This window comes from Ruegeria sp. SATB045 (assembly GCF_059613525.1).
In genome coordinates this window covers 68,555-86,186 of sequence record NZ_JBXWSR010000037.1, presented here as the reverse complement: position 1 = coordinate 86,186, position 17,632 = coordinate 68,555, and the positions used below count along the sequence as shown (strand labels likewise).

Sequence of the window (17,632 nt, the reverse complement as noted above, 5' to 3'; positions counted from 1 at the left end):
GATAGACGACGCGGGGCATATCTTGGTAACGCAATTTTATTGGATCAGCTCTTTCACCTTTCAGGCGGTTCGTCGAGCTGCGAAACAAATGATAGCAAAGCTCAGAAGGCCCGGTTTCTGGCGCGAAAACCTGACAACACAATGCAACCCGATTTTCTGACGTTGGCGAAAAGAACAATCTAACAACTCGGTGTAAGAGCGGGCCGTGCGGAGTTGCTCCGATGTGCTGATCGCACCCTCGAGAAAAGCCGCCGCTGGCCTGTGAGTTTCCGAGAATTAGGAGTACGTGATCAGGGTAAACGCACCAGAATGTATCTGCGACCGGAAATTAGGGGCTCGGTGGCAACAGGAGAAGATAAATGAACGCAGATCTTTCGTTCATAGTCGGCTTCGTGCACTAATCTTGATTCAGTTTTTTTGGGGCGCATGGATTGAGGAATCGAACTGGCCCCCAATGTCTGCGGCTTGTTTTTACTTGTCGGCTATCGTTCGGGCGGCGTTCTTCGCTTCAGCAAATCATGTATCCGGTCCTGTGAACCGTCTTGATCTTGACATGTGATTTCCTTAGGTGGCGCCGCAAGCGGTTTATCAGAACGTCGACGGTGCGGTCGCCCGGGGTCCACTCCCGACCACTTGCGGCGCGGGAGAGTTGGTCCCTGGTTTGCACTTCACCTGCGTTTGCCAAGAGGGCCTGAAGCAATCTCGATTCCGCCGGTGCAATAAATGGCAGGTTGGCCGCCGATGTCCAATTGTCGTGATCGCGGATTAAAAACAAGGTTTGCGATTTCGAAAACGTCGTTGTCTGCGTCGGGCTCTGCGCGGGTGTGTAACAGTTGCCGTATCCGGCTGGTAAGTTCGAGTGGATTGAAGGGTTTCGTCACATACTCCGCCGCGCCGAGACCAATGCCCAATAGCTTGTCTCTTACGTCATCCATCGCGCTTAGGATGATTACGGGGCAGTTGTTGCTGTCTCTGATGCTTTGTATCAATAGCAACCCGTCGCTGTCAGGTAGCCTCCGATCCAATACGACCAGCCCCAGAACAGCGCAACTGCCCGCAAGTCGATGGGCGGTTACGGCCAGTTCTGCCTCTTTCGGTGCAGCACGTAGATCGTGAAATTCGGTCCGAAGTGTGTCCCAGGCGGATTCGAATGTCGCGATCATCGCCAAGACAGTATCTGGCGCCAGTCTTTATAGCCCTTCGAAATGAGCGCACGTTTTATCGGTCTTTGGCTGAAGCGGGTTAGCCGAACCAAAAATCGCCGACGCCAGTCCGACCTGACCTGCGGGCTTGGCAAGCACCTGATCAAAGTCCTTCGCCCCATCCGCCAGCGCTTCGACATTCGCGGTCAACGCCGGGAACTTTGCCGACGCCGGTTGATCGGGCTTCAGCGCTCTCACAAGGCAGGGACCCTCCCCATCCGGCAGCAGGTAGTCCACGACAAAGACATCGAATTTGGCCGCCGCAGCGAAGGCCACAGCCTCTTCTACCGATGCAGCCCGAGTGACAACGAGGCCAAGGTGTTCAAGCTGGTGTGTGGTTACGATTGATCCGACCGGGTCGTCATCGACAAGAAGGCAAAGGCGCGCTAGCCCTCCTCGCGGCGTTGGATCGTTTGCGTCTAGCACGGCAATCTGGGATTCGGCAGCGACTGGCTCCAGTGGAATTTCGAACCAGACCGACGTGCCACGCGGCCGGTTTTCGTATCCGATGCGGCAGCCCATTGCTTCCACCAGATAGTGCGATATGGCCAACCCGAGCCCCGAGCCCCGAGCCGCCGCCGTCGGTGCCCCGAGCTACCGCTTTCTGATACGGTTGCACTAGCACTGCCGCTGCAGATTCCGGCATTCCCACACCGTGATCACGAACTTCGAACCGCAGTGCTTGCGCGTCATCTCCAATTTCAATGCAGGTCCTCTGGCACGAGAACGTTTTCGAATTGCGGCGGCAAGCACCACTCCGAGCTGACCATGTAGTCCTGCGGCAGGTTCAACCTGTCTGACGCCAGCACCTTGCAATTCAAATCTGCAGGAAACTCCAAAAAAGACGGCTACCCGATCGGAGAGTTTCATCTCATGCCGCCACGAACATATCTTTGTACTGGTCGCGCAGGATGTTCTTTTGAACCTTGCCCATTGTGTTGCGGGGAAGCTCATCCATCAGGATCAACTTCCGAGGGTGTTTGAACCGCGCGAGGCTGTTGCACACCGCGGCCTGCACCTGTTCAAGGTTGGGGGTCTCGCCCGGTGCCGCGACAATCACACCAAGAACCGTTTCTCCGAAGTCTGGGTGGGGTACGCCGATGACGGCGCTTTCAAGCACGCCGGGTTGGTCATCCAGCACCAGTTCAATCTCCTTGGGGTAGATATTGTAGCCGCCTGAGATGATCAGGTCCTTGTTTCGGCCTACGATCTGGACATAGCCCTCTTCATCGATCCGGCCCAGATCGCCGGTGATGAAAAAGCCGTTCTCGCGCAATTCCGCCGCGGTTTTTTCTGGCATTTGCCAATAGCCCTTGAATACGTTTGGTCCGCGAACCTCAATCTCTCCGATCTCGCCATGGGGCAGGGCATTACCATCAGAGTCGCAGATTTTCAGCTCAACTCCGGGCAGTGGGACGCCAACGGTGCCTGCGCGGCGCTCACCTTCATAGGGGTTTGACGTATTCATGTTAGTTTCAGTCATTCCGTAGCGTTCGAGTATGCGATGACCAGTTCTGTGTTCAAACTGCACATGCGTTTCCGCCAGCAAAGGCGCGGAACCGGAAACAAACAGGCGCATGTGTTCGGTCAGTTCCTTTGTGAACCGATGGTCATCCAACAGGCGTGTGTAGAAAGTGGGCACGCCCATCATCGTCGTGGCCTGAGGCATCCGACGGATAATCTCGTCCAGATCAAACTTGGGCATGAAAATGATGCTGCTGCCCGCAGCCAGTGACACATTGGTTGCCACAAACAGTCCGTGAGTGTGAAAGATCGGCAGCGCGTGCAGCAGCACATCGTCGGATGTGAAACGCCATTCATCGACGAGCGTTTCGGCATTCGACAACAGGTTGTTCTGGGTCAGCATCGCGCCTTTGGACCGACCCGTGGTGCCCGATGTGTAGAGGAACGCCGCCAAATCTTCACCGTCCCGATCGACAGTGCCGAAACCGACAGGCATTCCCGATGCCTTTCCCATCAGGCTGCCGCTGCCATCCGCGTTCAGGGTCTCTATGCGCGCGCTCAATTGCGCGCCAATGGGTACAAGGTTCTCTTCACTTTTGGCGTCACAGACAATCAGCGAGGCACCGCTGTTTTCAATAAAGTAGGTCAACTCATCGACGGTATAGGCGGTGTTCAAGGGTAGAAACACAAGGCCGGCCTGCGCGCAGGCGGCATAGAGGGCCAGCGCTTCGGGTGATTTTTCGATCTGCGCCGCAACCCGGTCGCCGGGTTTCAAGCCCAGTTGCGTTGTCAGATGCGCAATCTGCGCCGCGGTGCTTAAAAAGTCCCTATGCGTGATCACCGAACCGTCGAGCAGATGTAAAAAAGGCGTGTCTTTATCGGCATGAGCGCCGAACAAACCGTCATAGAGAGGATTGGCCATAGGGATTACCTTTCCTGTGTCGATGTGAGAGAGGCGGACGCGGCAAGCGATTTGACCTCGGTCGAGGCGATCACCTCGCGGGTATTGGCAAATTGTTCGTGGTTCTGCGCCACGCGGCTGAGGTCATAGAGATAGTTGACCATGGTGCCCCCGGACTGTGCCCGACCCTTGTCTGAGGTGTCTGCATCGGCATGAACCGCATGAACCAGCGCACCGTTGCCAAGATGGAACCGCGCCACCGGATCGAACGGCATGTTGCCCCGGCCCTTGGCGTTTAGCAGGTAATGCGCCGCCAGTGCCTTCATCTGATCGGGCTTTTCGATGTCCCATTCGATTTTTTCCTGCGTCAGCCACTGGCTCAGGCCAGGAACGGGAGACAGGGTGACAAAGGTCTTCAGCCCCGACAATTCCACCGCCAGATCCGAGGCCACCTGCTTGATCAGCGAGTTGCCGAACGAGATGCTGGCCAACCCGGCCTGACAATTCGAGATCGAGTAAAACACAGCCGTATCCGCCTGATCTTGCGGCAGCGGATCGCGGTCTTCGGCGAGCAGCGCCTGAACCGAGCCCGGGATGCCCTGGTTCAGCGCCACTTCGACAAAGATCAATGGCTCATCGGGCATTGCGGGGTGGAAGAAGGCGAAACAGCGCCGGTCGGCGGGCTCCAGCCTGCGGCGCAGGTCATCCCAGCTGTCGATGGCGTGGACTGCCTCATAAGCGATGATCTTTTCCAGAATATGCGCAGGGCTTTCCCAGTTGATCGGGCGCAGGACCAGAAAGCCGCGGTTGAACCAACTGGCAAACAGGTGGCGGAAATCCAGATCCAGCGCCTGCAGTTCTGGCTCCTTGCCACCCAGTCGCAGCAAATCGGCGCGCATCTGTACCAGTGCGCCGGTGGCTCCGGGCACCCGGTTCAACCGGCGGATCATTTCCTGCCGGGCAGGTTCCACCGCAACCGCAAAGCTGCGATAGGACGCTTTCGAGGGGTCGCGTTCGTATTCATCCAGCGACGACCGCACCGCCTCGGGGTCGATATTCATGGCCGAGGCGATATAGCGGAAGAACTCCAGTTTTTCCTCGTCACCCAAAGCGTCGAACCGGGTCAAGATTTCCTCGGCCAGCGCCAACCCCGAGGTCTCGCCCGCTGATCCAACAAGCGCATCGGCCAGTTCGGTCAGCGGGCGGCCATCGAGGGCCGCCGCGCCCGAGCGGTGATAGCGTCGCTCAAACACGGTGGACAGAAGATCCGCCAGCAGGGTCATACCGCTGCTCCCATCACCAAGTCAGGCAGCCATGTGGCCAGACCGGGGAACAGACACAGCAGGACAATCGCAATCACCATGCAGGCCACGAAGGGGAGAGAGCCTGTCAGGATGGTTTTCAGCGAGATGTCGGGCGCGATGCCGTTGATCACATAGAGGTTCAAACCGACAGGTGGTGAGATCAGGCCAATCTCCATATTGATGGTGAGTACAACCGCAAACCAGATCGGATCGAAGCCAGCGGTAGTGATGATCGGCAGCAGGATCGGTGCCGCCATCAGGATCACTGCCACGGGCGGCAGGAAGAACCCGGCGATCAGCAAGAACACGTTGACCGCACCCATCAGCACCCAGCGGTTCACATCCAGCGTACCGATCCATTCGGCAATCGCCTGTGTGATGAACAGAGAGCTGAGCATGTACGAGAACACACCGGCAGCAGCGATGATGAACAGGATCATCACGCTTTCCTTGGTGCTGTCGCGCAGAACGATCCAGATGTCCTTGGGGTTCCACAGTTTGTAAATGATCATTGCGATCAGTAGGCAGAGCAGGGCACCAACGGCAGCGGTTTCCGATGGTGTGGCAATACCGCCATACATAGCGTAAAGCACACCCAGAATGATGCCGAGGAAGGGCAGCACGCGCGGCAGAATCTCGAAACGTTCACGCCAAGTGTAGCTGCCAGACCCCAGAAGGGTAGCGTCGCCGGATTTCCAAGTTGAATAGAGCGACCAGGCCATGAACAAACCAACCAGCATCAGGCCCGGAATCACACCGGCCAGGAACAGACGGCCAATCGAGGTCTCGGTGGCGATACCGTAGACGATCATGGTGACCGACGGCGGGATCAGGATGCCCAGCGTACCGCCTGCGGCGATCGAACCAGCAGCAACGCCATCAGGATAACCGCGCTTACGCATCTCGGGGATGCCCATCTTGCCGATGGCGGCACAGGTGGCGGGCGACGAACCGGACATGGCTGCGAACAAAGCGCAGGCACCAAGATTCGAGACAACCAGACCGCCCGGAACACGGGTCAGCCAGCGCTCTAGCGCCTCATAAAGGTCGGCCCCTGCCCTGGTCGAGGCAATCGAGGCCCCCATGATGATGAACATCGGGATCGACAGAAGGGCAAAGTTATCCAGCTTTCCAAACAGAATCTCAGGCATCAGTTCCAGCGAACGCGGGCCGTCGAAGACAATCAGAAAACCGGCTGAAACAATCAGCAGACCGATGGCGACCGACACGCCCGAAAACAGAACAAGGATAGTGGCAATGGCGACAACGGCGCCGAGTAGGAGGGGATCCATCGGCTTTACTCCAGACCAAAGGGTTTATCGATGCCAAGCAGGACGGCGACGAGGTCGGCGATTAGCTGCAGTAGCAGCAGTCCAAAGCCGACCGGGATAGACAGGTAGGGGATCCAAAGTCGTACACCCCATACGGTGTCGGATTTCCAGCCACGCTCCCATGCAAAGTGCCAATACTCGTAGCCGTAGAACAGCATGACCGAGACGATGGCGATGGACAGAACCGACGTGAGGATCGCCATCAAAAAGCGGGGGCGCGGGGCCAGCGAAATCGGGATCAGGTCGACGTTCACATGCCCACGCAGGCGCTGCACATAAGGCAGACCGACCAGTGTCGCAGCGATGACAAGATAGATGACCGCTTCGGTTTGCCAGATGGTCGAGCCATTCAGGACAAAGCGCACGACGATCATTTGGCAGGTGATGGCGACGGCGGCAACGATCATAGCTGCGGAACACCATCCGGCCAGAGTTGAAAGTGCAGCGACAAGGCGAAGGAAGGGATTGTTCCCGGTATGGGAAGCAACGGCAGAGCTATGGCCAGCCATTTGCGTCTCCTGATGATTGAGATGCAATTAAGTCTGAAAATCAGAACTGAGATCAGTGCCGGGCGGCAGCGGGGCCGCCCGGGCGAGAAAGGGTCAGTCGACCGCCAGAGCCTTGTCCAGCAACTCCTGCCCGTCCGGCACTTCTTCTACGAACGCCTTATAGGATGTTTCCTGTGCCAGAGCGCGCCATGCTTCGAAGTCTTCCGCGGTCATTTCAGCGATCTCGACGCCCGCTTCGGCGAAGACTTTGGCTGAGTTTGCGTCCTGTTTCTTGGCTTCTTCAAGATAGTAGGTCTGTGCCTTTTCAGACGCGGCCAGCAATGCGGCCTGCTGATCTTCATTCAGCCCTTCAAAGGTGGATTTGTTCATCAGCAGTGGCTGGTACATGAACCACAACGCAACGTCGCCCGCTGGCGTGTAGCAGCTGACCTGTTCGTAGATGCGATAGCTGACGAACGACGATGACGAAGTGTTGGCGGCCTGCAATACACCAGTCTGCATTGCGTTGTAGATCTCCGATGACGCCATCGAGGCGATCGAGGCATCGGCCCCGGCCAGCATCTGCTCAAAGGATTTACCTGCTGCGCGGGTCTGCAAGCCTGCGATATCTTCGGGCTTGGTGATGCACTTGTCCTTTCCGGCAAAACCGCCGGCCAGATAGCCATGGACCAGAACCATCACATCATCCTCGGCCATCTTCTCTTCCAGCGCCTCCATAAAGGGAGACTCGGAGAGACGCGCTGCGTGATCGTGGTTTTTCACCAGACCGGGCATCAAAGTCAGGTTATAGGCGGGCTGCTGACCACCGGCATAACTGAGCGGCAGAACGGTCATGTCCAGCTGACCTCGGCTGAGCGGCTTGTATTGCTCGCGCGGTTTGAATAGCGATTTTGAGCCGAAAATCTTAATCTCAAGATCAACATCGGCGGCGGCAACCTCATCGGCCACGATCTGGGCGACCTGGTGACGGATGTCCTTGTTGGACCACTGGTGCGACAGGCGCAGCTCTTTTGCGGATACAAGTGTGCCAGCAGATACAAGCGCTGCGACAGCAACGGCTGTCTTAAAAATGGTTTTCATTATTTCCTCCCTGGTTCGACCCGGCGCACCGGGGTCAGGGTATGCTTAAGCCGGTTCTGTTTTTTAGTCAACTTTTTTGTATACAAGACCAATGCTCTTGAATTTTTTTCAAATTGAGTCCTATACATAATCCTATGGACTTACGACTTGCCGATAATATCGCCCAGGAACTGGAAGAGTTGATCTTTGACGGTACATTCTCTAACGGCGACCGTCTGGATGAGGTCAAACTGGCCGAACAGTTTGGAGTCTCAAGAACGCCGCTTAGGGAAGCATTTCAACGACTTGCGCTGTCAGGCCTAGTCGACCTTATCCCGCGCCGTGGTGCTTTTGTGCGACAGCCGGGTCCGGTAGAACTGATGGAGATGTTCGAGGTCATGGCCGAACTCGAAGCTGTATGCGGCCGACTTGCCGCTATGCGCATTTCCGAAGAGGCCTTGAAAGATCTGACGGACGCCAATGCGAGATGTCAGCAGGCCGTCGATGACGGTGATCCAGATACGTACTACCTCGAAAATGAACGGTTTCATCGAATTATCTATAAGCAATCCGGGAATTCGTTTCTGGAACAAGAGGCCTCCAAGCTGCATCGGCGCCTCAAACCTTTCCGACGGCAACAGCTTCGATTTCGTGGCCGTATGGCGCAGTCTATGTCCGAACATCAGGACATCGTTCATGCTCTTGAGGAAGGCTTGGCGGACGATACTGCCAACGCCCTTCGTTCCCACGTCGCCGTGCAAGGCGAGAAGTTCCACAACCTGATGGCATCGCTCAAAAACACAACGGATCGGTAAAGAAACATTTGAGATTCAGTACTGTTCGACTATCAAAAAAAGGTAGCTGACTTATGAGAACTGCCGGCCGATCGTACGTCCAATGGACGCGTTGGGTTCAGGACAATAGGCGCAGCAGAATATGCGCATCGTGGTTTTGACCACTATAGAAGATGGCGAGTACGCGTACGATCAGTTCGTCATCGTCGACTTCGAAATAGATGATCGTTTTGTTCTTGGTTACGTTCCGAATGCTATTGCCGAGATGTGGTCTAAGGGTGCCTTGATGTGAAACGTTCGCCAGGCTTTCGAGGCTCTCCTGAATCTCTATGACGCGCTTCTCAGCGCGCAGAAAAGCGGTTTCCAGATCTTCGCCAAAGTGCTCAGCGGTTTCAACAAGATAGTCAAATATGAGATCGAGATCTGAGGTGACTTCTTCGGCGCGAACGACTTTTGTGAGCGATACCTGAACCGCGACTCCTGTTGGGTGTCAGGGTAGGGGCGTCATTGCATTTCCTCCAGTATCTTTTCCCGGAACACTTCGGCCGGTGTCTTCCACCCCAGGCATTTTCTGGGCGTCGCGTTGAGGCGGTCACAGATCATTTTCAATTCATGATCTGTGACCGCCGTGATGTCGCGCTTGCGGGGAAGCCAGCGCCTCACCCTGCGGTTGGTGTTTTCGACGGTGCCTTTTTGCCACGGGCTTGAAGGATCGCAAAACCACGTTTGCGTCCCGATCTCGGCCTGAAGATGCGGCCAGCTGACGAATTCGGTGCCGCGGTCAAATGTAATGGATTTGCGCGCCAGGTGGGGCAGGTCGCGCACAGCTTTCATGATCTTGCCCATCACGGGTTTGGTGCGTTTGTTCGGGTTCTTCAGCAGCACCGTGAACCGGCTGACGCGCTCGACCAGCGACGTCACATTCGACTGGCCAAGCGCCTGCTTGAACAGCATCAAATCGCCTTCCCAGTGGCCGAATTGACGTCTATGTGCGATATCATCCGGGCGAAACAGGATGCTGACATCGCGGTCAAACTTGGGGGCCTGACGTGTCCTGGCCCGGCGTGGCCTGCGGGACATTCTGTGCTCGGGCAGATACCACCAGAGCTCGTCGGCCATGCCTTCGCTGGAATAGATGTAGCGGTAGATCGTTTCCTGACAGACGCGCAGCTTGGCGCCTTCATAGATCATCCGGTTGCCGATCTGTTCGGGCGTCCAGCCATTCTTCAGCCGCTCGATCACACGCTTGCGCAACTCAGGATGGCGGATCAGTTTTCGTTGCCTGGCGCGTCGATCCGCAGCTTTCCGATGCGCAGACACGCCGTAGTAGCCATCACATTTAGGTAGACACGGATCCGAGAAGAAGTTTCGTTTGATCTCTCGATGAATGGTTGCCTTCGAGCGCTTCAACACACGTGCCATCTCTCGAACAGGGACTTTCGCGTGCCTCCAGCGCTCAATTCTGCGGCGTTCTTCGATGCTGAGTTGCGAATATACTGCGCCCATGCCATGATCTCCTCATTAGATAACCCATTGGTTTCTAACAGGAGTCGCACTTCAGGGTAGCGCGCACCGCGGCTACAGCCTTGTGACCGGTAAGAGTTCTTATGTTAAAATTTGGATTGCACAACAGCCCACTTAAATTTCGTCAAGCCAAGGCTGGAACTGTGTGATCCGGCCAAATGGTTCCGGGCCATACACTTGCCAAACGCTTGTTGATGATCGTTCGATGATAACTTTGCGACAGCTCTTACTTGAATGGCCCGAGCGTAGTAGGTCCCGTCACTCAAGCCATTCTCAGGTTTAGGTTCAGGGCCATTGAATCGCGTATTCGACCAGGAGACGCGTACCGGCACCATGGTTTCGATCACGGAAATCGTAAGCCTCATCAGAACCACCAATGTCTTGGCAGCCGCTTGAACGGAACCCTGGCAACCCCGACGCTTTCAGGTTCTCAATTCCGTCCAGAAGTTGCCGGGCTTTCCAATACTGGTCTTGGTCGATCGCTGTATGCAATCTTGCAATTTGTGCAGTTTTCAGCGCATCAACGTTACCAGTCTGCATGAGTTCTGCCATCTTAGCGGCTTCAACACCTGCGAAATTCTCAGCAATGGTGTTCAAGCTGGCTTTCCAATTGTCCTTAGCATAGCAGGGGCTGATATCGGAGAAACACTCTACCTCGTCAAACCGCTCTGATACGACTGAGACTACCTCGGTAAGAATGTCTTCATTCTCGTCAAATCCAATGATGCCATCGGCAATGTCTCTAACGAGATCGGAAAGCTCTTCGGAGGTTGCAATTGGCGCGGCGTTCATCGCTGCAAAATCTTTCTCGTCGAGAAGGATGCATTTGTTGACTGTATATATTCCCATTTTTTTCGCTCGTATGTAGGTGTTCAGGGGTCACTGCAAAGACACGCTCTTTGCTGTAGGAAAGAGATGGGCGTCTTCCGGTTTTCCAGAAATCGTTTTCGAAAATTTTTTGATTTTTTCTGTTTGTGCCCTTGTTGGCCACCACTGCGGGTCAAAAAACAACAAGCATGTCGCTCATGAGGACTTACTCACGGCGCGCGATGAAAGTTCTCCGACACGCTTCGCGATAGCTCGGCATTTGCCCGACGAGCGTCTGAACTTGCTGCCTTCCTGACGCCCGGCTCCAGTGATCTGAAGTGCAGGCAGATCATTTGATCTGGATTGCCGAAATACCAAACCAGAGATGGCGGCATACTAGTAGCTGTCACTATCAACCACTGTCACTTTTGCTGGGTTGCACTCAAGCGGGTCGGTTCAAAACTCAGAAAATCGAATTTTTTTGTGAAACGCGTTTTTCAGAAGTTTCGAACGAACCCAACTCTTGTCTGAAATCACCTGGACGAGAACCAATGCCGAGCAGCTATCCCATACGATCACCGCCTCGCGAGATGACCAAGCGACGAGGAAATCAGCGATACCGCATCCATGCCATTCCCGACACTTCCGAAATCGACGAGTGAACATACGAGGCCAGCCTAACCTCATAACTTCTCGATTTCTGAGCGACAGGGCGCAAATCTCCACAAAGATGGAAGTACCAAACATGAAAATCTGTACGATCACACCTGAATACAATCCTGAAAAGAAGCCCAAAAACAAAGCCTCGCTGCTTGAAATTGTTTTGGATGCGCTCGAGATGACCCGCCGAATACCCAATGGAGAACCTGAATGGATCATGGATGGAACGAGATGTCTGTGTCTCAACCAGCCTGGCCTGAAGGATTTTCAGGTCAAGAAACAATCAGATGGTTGGGTTGCAATGCTTGAGCTATACCCCGCGCTTCCCGATTACCCCGATGTTATTACACAACCTGTCTCTGACCCGCTGCCAACACAGCAGATGGCATTTCTGGCTGGTGCCCGGGAAATCTGCGATTGGGCAACAGGCTCGCCCGAGTTACCCTTTTTCATGCACGGCGACAAAGTAATAGTAGCTTGGTATTAGCCCCCCAAACTGTCGGCGTTGAGAACTGAACGACTTGTGTGGTTGCCGCCGCTGACGCAAGAGTTTTCTGAGCTTTCGGCAATGTGATCGAATGCGGTCTTGTGTCAGGCCTCTGAAGTGCGGCCTTTCCAGCGCCGCGGGCCGGGATGGTGATCAGCGGAGCAGGTCCAAATCTACCGAGCGAGCTTAACAGCTCAAGTCGTTCACCTGGTTTTCCGACTCCTGATCTGTTCGATCATTTGCCCATTCTGATCAGTGTCCTCTCACATCGTTGGTGCCAGCGTCAGGCCTCAGCGCACATTGATATCATGTGGCCATCGCTGACGCTGGATCCTTATAGTCCTCTTTCTTGGTCAACATGGCCCAGATAGCGCGCGCCATCTTGTTGGCCAATGCGATTGCGACGAGCATTTTCGGTTTTCGTTCCAGCATACGCCCCAGCCAGGAAGCGGGCGGAACTGGTTGCCGCCCAATCCAGTTCAGCCGGGACATCGCACCGATGATCAGCAAGCGACGGATATCGGCCTGGCCAGCCTTGGAAACTCGTCCAAGCCTGTCTTTACCTCCCGATGAATGCTGGCGAGGCACGAGGCCAAGCCAGGCCGCAAATCCTCGGCCACACCTGAAGCTCTCCATCGCAGGCGCAAATGCTTCTATCGCCAGTGCAGTCATGGGGCCGATCCCCGGCATCGTTTTCAAGCGGCGGGCCATGTCCGTTTTTGCGGCGAGTTCCTTTGCCTTCATGGTCTTCTTATCAATCCGCTCCGATTTCCCGGCAATCTGTTCCAGCAAGTCCCAGCACTCCTCCCGTACCAGTTCAGGCAGGTTGCTGTCCGGCTCTGCAATGATCTCCTGAACCGCCCGAGTTGGCCAATCCCTTTTGGTATGACATGGCCGTATTCATAAAGCACGGCCCGCAAGGCGTTCACCAGTTCCGTCCTTTGATGGACAAGCCGTTCGCGGCTGCGGAACAGCACCGCCCTGGCTTGTTGCTCTGCGGTCTTTGGTTCAACAAAGCGCATTTCTGGCTGGCGTGCGGCAATGACGATTGCTTCGGCATCCGCACGGTCATTCTTGTGCCTTTTGACAAAAGGCTTCACATATTGCGGGCGCGATGAGCTTCACCTTGTGACCACTCCTCGTCATCTCACGCGCCCAGTAACTGGCGCTACAGCAAGCTTCAAAAATCACCACACATGGCGGATGCTCAGACATGAACCGTCGGAATTGAGCCCGTGTAAGCTTCTTGCGAAACACCGTGTCGCCTGCAATTGAAGCCCCATGGAGTTGAAAAACGTTCTTTGCCAGATCCACACCGATCATCATAATCTCTGTCATGGTTGCCGTCCTTTCATCTCGTGGTTTCCAACATCACCACCTTGGCACATTGCGATGCCGTCGGAGATGGGCGGCAACCATCCCATCTACCGGCTGGCGCCGGTAGGATCGGCGATGTGATTTCGAGGTATCGAAGGACGATGTCTTCGGGAATGGCGCCGTTGGTGGTAGAAAAGTACCCACTGCCCAGAAGTGTCATGAACTCTGTGTATCTGTTCCGGCCCATGCGGGTTTCAGATATGGTCACGCATTGAAGCGCTCCTCGAACATGATAGCGAATTGGTTACGGGCGGCAAACCATTCGCGGACATTCCTGCCTCCTTTCTCGAAGTTCCTGATCGCCAAGTAGATCAGCTTGGTCGCGGCCTCCACAGTAGGTTGAAGTGATGATGTGATCGATCCTTTCCGATTGTGATTGGCAGAAACAAATAAATCACGAATTAGCGACGCAGATTTCACTGGTTGTCGACATGCCATCCCATGCCTAAATCCGACAGATGCCTTTGAACCCGGCCGGGGTAGTCAGATACGATTGCATCCACGCGCAGATCGATCATCCTGTCTATTTCTTCGTGCTCATTGACCGTCCAAACGGCAACGCATAGGCCCAGATCTTTTGCGCGCGCCACATTTTCAGCCGTTACATCCGCGTAGTACGGGCACCAAAGCGAGCCGCCAGCTTGCTTGACCAAATTTGGAATTTCATCACGACGACCACGAAAGTCAGGGCAAACCGCTTTCGAGGAATCCTCCCCAACATCATCCGCGTTATTTGGAAGCTGTGTAAGGTAAGAAGACGGCATATCAGGAGCTTGTCTCTTACATTCCTCCAGAAGGTTCCAATCAAAACTGTGCAGCACCGCGCGCGACGAAAGACCTTTGGCGCGAACTTTCTGTAGAACTCGCCCGACAAAGTTCTCCCTATGAAGCGGATCATGGGCCAAGTCAGGATCCGACTTCAGTTCGAGCATCAGATAGGCATCGCCATATTTTGGTTCACTTACCAAATCTAGCAAGTCCATCAGCCTTGGGACACGGACGCCATCCAATTGGGCCTGGTCTGGAAAGCGTTGGCCATAGGCAGAAAGCCCGTCTAACCGTCCAATATCGAATTGCTGTAACTGTTCGAAAGTCAGTGACGAAACCTTCGGTTCCTCCCCGGTCAGAAACAGGCCATCTGCGCCGCGAAAGCTGGGGGCGTGCAGACGATGATTATGGGTTATGACCGGAACGTCATCCGCCGTAAGGACAACATCAAACTCAAGAAGCGGGACACCGATAGACAGCGAGAAATCAAAACCAATCATGCTGTTTTCCGGCAAAACGCCTCTTGCCCCTCGATGGCCCACGACCCGGATCAGGTTTTCTCCACCACGGAAGGCTTCGACTTGTGGAAACGCCATTAGCCGTCCAGCCTTTCGCCGGTTGATTGGTCAAACAGATGCATGTGTTCTGGGTCGACCGAAAACCGCATGTTCGGATGCCTGCCTTCGATCGGATGGACGCCTGGAAGGCTTATCGTGATCGCTCCGCCGACGCCCGCGAGTTGACCGTGCAACAGAGTGTTGGCCCCTAACGGTTCTGCCATCTGAATCGCTGCTTCCAGCGGACCATTATCATCCAACAGCAGATGCTCTGGGCGAATCCCCAGATTCAACGCGGTATCAGGACCTGCAGATCGGCCGACTGAAATTTCACCGATCTTGATCGTCCCGTTTTCACGCAAGGCGTCAAACACATTCATCGCAGGGCTGCCAATGAACTGTGCCGCGAACAGAGTTCTGGGCGTTTCGTAAACCTCCAACGGCGTTCCAATCTGCTCGGCAATGCCACCATTCATCACGATCATCCTGTCGGCCATCGTCATGGCCTCGACCTGATCGTGGGTCACATAGAGCGCCGTGATCCCCAGCTTTTCTTGGAGTTCGCGAATTTCCAGACGCATCTGGACCCGCAGCTTGGCATCAAGGTTTGAGAGCGGCTCATCAAACAGGAAAACTGCTGGCTCGCGGACAATAGCCCGACCCATCGCCACCCTCTGACGCTGACCACCTGACAACTGTCTGGGTTTGCGATCCAGCAAGGGTTCCAGCTGCAACAGCTTGGCGGCCTCGGTCACTTTCTGATCAATCTGGACCTTCGGCAACCCGGCGATTTTCAGGCCATATCCCATGTTCTGGCGCACAGACATATGTGGGTAGAGCGCATAGTTCTGGAAGACCATCGCGATGTCACGATCCATCGGCTCTTTGTCGTTGGCCCGTTCCTCTCCGATCCGGACTTCGCCGGATGTCACGGTTTCCAGGCCCGCAACCATCCGCAAAAGCGTGGACTTCCCACAGCCCGAAGGACCAACGATTACAATGAACTCACCATCCGCAATGTCGATATCGATGCCATGGATGACGTCCGTCGTGCCAAAGCTCTTTTTGACGTTCTCAAGGGTTACTGTTGCCATTTCTTACTTCTCGCTATCGACAAGGCCGCGGACAAAGAGCTTTTGCATCGACACCACCACGATGACCGGCGGGATCATCGCCAGAATGGATGTGGCCATGATGACCGGCCATTCGGCCACATCATCGCCGGACGGGAACATCTGTTTGATGCCCATCACGATGGTGTTCATTTCAGGGTCGGTGGTTATCAAAAGCGGCCAGAGATATTGGTTCCACCCATAGATGAAAAGGATCACGAACAAGGCCGCGATATTGGTCCGGCTCATCGGCACCACGATATCGATGAAGAACCGCATCGGGCGGGCCCCGTCCACGCGGGCAGCTTCGGCCAGTTCATCCGGGATCGTCAGAAAGAACTGCCGGAACAGGAACGTTGCCGTGGCCGAAGCGATCAGAGGGAAGATCAATCCGTAATAGCTGTTGAGCATACCGAACCCGGCAACAACCTCGAACGTCGGAACGATACGCACCTCGACCGGGAGCATAAGGGTCAGGAAGATCAGCCAAAAGAACGTCGTCCGCCCGGGAAACCGGAAATAGACAATCGCAAAGGCTGACAATAGTGAGATCACGATCTTGCCCACCGCAATACCAATGGCCATCACGAGGCTGTTGAACAACATTGTAGCGACCGGGACATTCACACCAGAAAACAGCGCGGCCTTGTAGTTTTCCCAGAACTGGTCACCCGGCACCAACGGCATAGGCGGTGACACGATTTCCGGCTGGGTAACGGTGGAGGCAACAAATGCCAGCCAGATCGGGAAAAAGATGATCAGCACTCCAAGAATCATCAATGCGTGGGTCAGCCAGATCCCCATCCCGCGTTTTTCGACCATTCCGTGTTGTTGGGCTGCCATCAGTAGTGCACCCTCTTTTCAACGTATTTGAACTGGATGACTGTCAGCAGGCCGACGACGATCAGCAGGATGACCGATTGCGCCGAAGACGAACCCAGATCCTGTCCCACGAACCCATCCGAGAAGACCTTGTAGACCAGAATGGTCGTTGCCTGTTGTGGTCCACCGCCGGTAATCGTGTGGATCACGCCGAAGGTTTCAAAGAAGGCGTAGACAACATTGACCACCAGCAGGAAGAACGCGGTTGGTGACAAGAGCGGCAGCACTATGGTGAAGAACCGGCGCCAGAAACGCGCGCCGTCGATCGCGGCGGCTTCAATCACGGACCTTGGAACTGACTGCAATGCCGCGAAGAAAAACAGGAAGTTATAGCTGATGCGCCCCCATGCCGAGGCGACAACAACCAGCCCCATGGCCTCGGTTCCGTTCAGGACGTGGTTCCAGTCATAGCCGAGTTGGCCGAGGTACCACGAGACGACGCCGACGCGTGTGTTGAACATGAACAGCCACAGCACGCCTGCAACAGCGGGGGCAACGGCGTAGGGCCAGATCAGCAGCGTCCGGTAAACGCCCGATCCCTTGACTAGACGATCAGCAATGACCGCCAGAAACAAGGCGGGGATCATTGAGCAAAGCGTTACGAGCGTTGAAAACACCGCCGTAGTCACAAAAGAGGCGCGGTAGAATTTATCACTCAGCAGGAACTCAAAATTGCCGAGCCCGACGAATTGGGACGACAACCCAAAGGGATCAGGTATGAACAGAGACTGCCAAACGGCCTGGCCTGCGGGGTAAAAGAAGAATACGGCGGAAATGATGACCTGAGGAGCGATCAGCGCCAATGGCAAAAGCCAGCCGCGGAAGGTGACGCGTTTTTCCATCCTGATATTCCACCGAAAAAAGAAAATGCGGGCCCTTAACAGGCCCGCATCA

General features: G+C 55.2%; 16 protein-coding genes and 3 pseudogenes. 2 read left to right on the top strand and 17 right to left on the bottom strand.

Annotated features, from left to right (window positions below; genetic code table 11):
* Positions 1-508 precede the first annotated feature (508 nt).
* From AC2FNR_RS20065 to dctP, 8 genes are all read right to left on the bottom strand, one after another.
* The gene (locus tag AC2FNR_RS20065; RefSeq protein WP_496714357.1) at positions 509-667 is read right to left on the bottom strand and encodes a winged helix-turn-helix domain-containing protein; all 159 of its coding nucleotides are present in this window, start codon (positions 665-667) and stop codon (positions 509-511) included.
* 1 nt (position 668) lies between these two features.
* Positions 669-1,163, bottom strand: a complete 495-nt coding sequence (locus AC2FNR_RS20060) for a response regulator transcription factor (protein ID WP_496714358.1) — start codon at positions 1,161-1,163, stop codon at positions 669-671.
* 27 nt (positions 1,164-1,190) lie between these two features.
* The gene (locus AC2FNR_RS20055; protein ID WP_496851022.1) at positions 1,191-1,754 is read right to left on the bottom strand and encodes a response regulator; all 564 of its coding nucleotides are present in this window, start codon (positions 1,752-1,754) and stop codon (positions 1,191-1,193) included.
* Positions 1,755-2,073: 319 nt separating this feature from the next.
* Positions 2,074-3,588 (bottom strand): malonate--CoA ligase, encoded by a 1,515-nt coding sequence (locus tag AC2FNR_RS20050; protein ID WP_496714360.1) that lies wholly within the window; start codon positions 3,586-3,588, stop codon positions 2,074-2,076.
* Between the two features lie 5 nt (positions 3,589-3,593).
* The gene (locus tag AC2FNR_RS20045) at positions 3,594-4,850 is read right to left on the bottom strand and encodes a malonyl-CoA decarboxylase (RefSeq protein ID WP_496714362.1); all 1,257 of its coding nucleotides are present in this window, start codon (positions 4,848-4,850) and stop codon (positions 3,594-3,596) included.
* On the bottom strand, positions 4,847-6,163 hold the full coding sequence (locus tag AC2FNR_RS20040; protein ID WP_496714364.1) for a TRAP transporter large permease: 1,317 nt from the start codon (positions 6,161-6,163) through the stop codon (positions 4,847-4,849). Before AC2FNR_RS20040 ends, AC2FNR_RS20045 begins: the two co-directional genes overlap by 4 nt.
* A 5-nt stretch (positions 6,164-6,168) precedes the next feature.
* Positions 6,169-6,711, bottom strand: coding sequence for a TRAP transporter small permease (locus tag AC2FNR_RS20035; RefSeq protein ID WP_496714365.1), 543 nt, complete (start codon positions 6,709-6,711; stop codon positions 6,169-6,171).
* A gap of 93 nt (positions 6,712-6,804) precedes the next feature.
* Entirely contained in the window at positions 6,805-7,791 is a 987-nt protein-coding gene (gene dctP, locus AC2FNR_RS20030) for a TRAP transporter substrate-binding protein DctP (RefSeq protein ID WP_496714367.1), read from the bottom strand.
* A gap of 134 nt (positions 7,792-7,925) precedes the next feature.
* Here dctP and AC2FNR_RS20025 point away from each other — a divergent pair, with 134 nt between their 5' ends.
* Positions 7,926-8,585, top strand: a complete 660-nt coding sequence (locus AC2FNR_RS20025; RefSeq protein WP_496714368.1) for a GntR family transcriptional regulator — start codon at positions 7,926-7,928, stop codon at positions 8,583-8,585.
* A gap of 483 nt (positions 8,586-9,068) precedes the next feature.
* Here AC2FNR_RS20025 and AC2FNR_RS20020 read toward each other — a convergent pair whose 3' ends face one another.
* Both AC2FNR_RS20020 and AC2FNR_RS20015 read right to left on the bottom strand, forming a co-directional pair.
* Entirely contained in the window at positions 9,069-10,070 is a 1,002-nt protein-coding gene (locus tag AC2FNR_RS20020; protein ID WP_496851018.1) for an IS30 family transposase, read from the bottom strand.
* A 303-nt stretch (positions 10,071-10,373) separates the two neighbouring features.
* Complete coding sequence (locus AC2FNR_RS20015) at positions 10,374-10,937, bottom strand: hypothetical protein (protein WP_496851016.1); 564 nt, start codon at positions 10,935-10,937, stop codon at positions 10,374-10,376.
* Between the two features lie 703 nt (positions 10,938-11,640).
* Here AC2FNR_RS20015 and AC2FNR_RS20010 point away from each other — a divergent pair.
* A complete protein-coding gene (locus tag AC2FNR_RS20010; RefSeq protein WP_496851014.1) occupies positions 11,641-12,042 on the top strand; it encodes a hypothetical protein in 402 nt (133 codons plus the stop codon).
* 306 nt (positions 12,043-12,348) lie between these two features.
* Here the strand turns inward: AC2FNR_RS20010 and AC2FNR_RS20005 are convergent.
* From AC2FNR_RS20005 to ugpA, 7 genes and pseudogenes are all read right to left on the bottom strand, one after another.
* Positions 12,349-13,380 (bottom strand): annotated as a pseudogene (locus AC2FNR_RS20005) (IS110 family RNA-guided transposase).
* Between the two features lie 86 nt (positions 13,381-13,466).
* Positions 13,467-13,567, bottom strand: a pseudogene (locus tag AC2FNR_RS20000) (IS200/IS605 family transposase); the annotation flags it as partial.
* A 56-nt stretch (positions 13,568-13,623) separates the two neighbouring features.
* Positions 13,624-13,758: pseudogene (locus tag AC2FNR_RS19995) on the bottom strand (IS256 family transposase); the annotation flags it as partial.
* Positions 13,759-13,835: 77 nt separating this feature from the next.
* Positions 13,836-14,783 (bottom strand): glycerophosphodiester phosphodiesterase family protein, encoded by a 948-nt coding sequence (locus tag AC2FNR_RS19990; RefSeq protein WP_496851012.1) that lies wholly within the window; start codon positions 14,781-14,783, stop codon positions 13,836-13,838.
* Entirely contained in the window at positions 14,783-15,838 is a 1,056-nt protein-coding gene (gene ugpC, locus AC2FNR_RS19985) for a sn-glycerol-3-phosphate ABC transporter ATP-binding protein UgpC (protein WP_496851010.1), read from the bottom strand. Before ugpC ends, AC2FNR_RS19990 begins: the two co-directional genes overlap by 1 nt.
* A 3-nt stretch (positions 15,839-15,841) precedes the next feature.
* Positions 15,842-16,678: a sn-glycerol-3-phosphate ABC transporter permease UgpE gene (ugpE, locus tag AC2FNR_RS19980; RefSeq protein WP_170427154.1), complete on the bottom strand. Its 837-nt coding sequence runs from the start codon at positions 16,676-16,678 to the stop codon at positions 15,842-15,844.
* A gap of 20 nt (positions 16,679-16,698) precedes the next feature.
* Positions 16,699-17,580, bottom strand: a complete 882-nt coding sequence (gene ugpA / locus AC2FNR_RS19975; RefSeq protein WP_170426879.1) for a sn-glycerol-3-phosphate ABC transporter permease UgpA — start codon at positions 17,578-17,580, stop codon at positions 16,699-16,701.
* Between the last annotated feature and the right edge of the window lie 52 nt (positions 17,581-17,632).

Bases quoted from the DNA above. Each gene is read 5' to 3' on its own strand.
- AC2FNR_RS20015 (WP_496851016.1), bottom strand. From the start codon at position 10,937: ATGGGAATATATACAGTCAACAAATGCATCCTTCTCGACGAGAAAGAT.
- ugpC (WP_496851010.1), bottom strand. From the start codon at position 15,838: ATGGCAACAGTAACCCTTGAGAACGTCAAAAAGAGCTTTGGCACGACG.
- AC2FNR_RS20040 (WP_496714364.1), bottom strand. From the start codon at position 6,163: ATGGATCCCCTCCTACTCGGCGCCGTTGTCGCCATTGCCACTATCCTT.
- ugpA (WP_170426879.1), bottom strand. From the start codon at position 17,580: ATGGAAAAACGCGTCACCTTCCGCGGCTGGCTTTTGCCATTGGCGCTG.
- AC2FNR_RS20010 (WP_496851014.1), top strand. From the start codon at position 11,641: ATGAAAATCTGTACGATCACACCTGAATACAATCCTGAAAAGAAGCCC.
- ugpE (WP_170427154.1), bottom strand. From the start codon at position 16,678: ATGGTCGAAAAACGCGGGATGGGGATCTGGCTGACCCACGCATTGATG.
- AC2FNR_RS20025 (WP_496714368.1), top strand. From the start codon at position 7,926: ATGGACTTACGACTTGCCGATAATATCGCCCAGGAACTGGAAGAGTTG.
- AC2FNR_RS19990 (WP_496851012.1), bottom strand. From the start codon at position 14,783: ATGGCGTTTCCACAAGTCGAAGCCTTCCGTGGTGGAGAAAACCTGATC.
- AC2FNR_RS20050 (WP_496714360.1), bottom strand. From the start codon at position 3,588: ATGGCCAATCCTCTCTATGACGGTTTGTTCGGCGCTCATGCCGATAAA.
- AC2FNR_RS20020 (WP_496851018.1), bottom strand. From the start codon at position 10,070: ATGGGCGCAGTATATTCGCAACTCAGCATCGAAGAACGCCGCAGAATT.
- AC2FNR_RS20060 (WP_496714358.1), bottom strand. From the start codon at position 1,163: ATGATCGCGACATTCGAATCCGCCTGGGACACACTTCGGACCGAATTT.
- AC2FNR_RS20035 (WP_496714365.1), bottom strand. From the start codon at position 6,711: ATGGCTGGCCATAGCTCTGCCGTTGCTTCCCATACCGGGAACAATCCC.
- dctP (WP_496714367.1), bottom strand. From the start codon at position 7,791: ATGAAAACCATTTTTAAGACAGCCGTTGCTGTCGCAGCGCTTGTATCT.
- AC2FNR_RS20045 (WP_496714362.1), bottom strand. From the start codon at position 4,850: ATGACCCTGCTGGCGGATCTTCTGTCCACCGTGTTTGAGCGACGCTAT.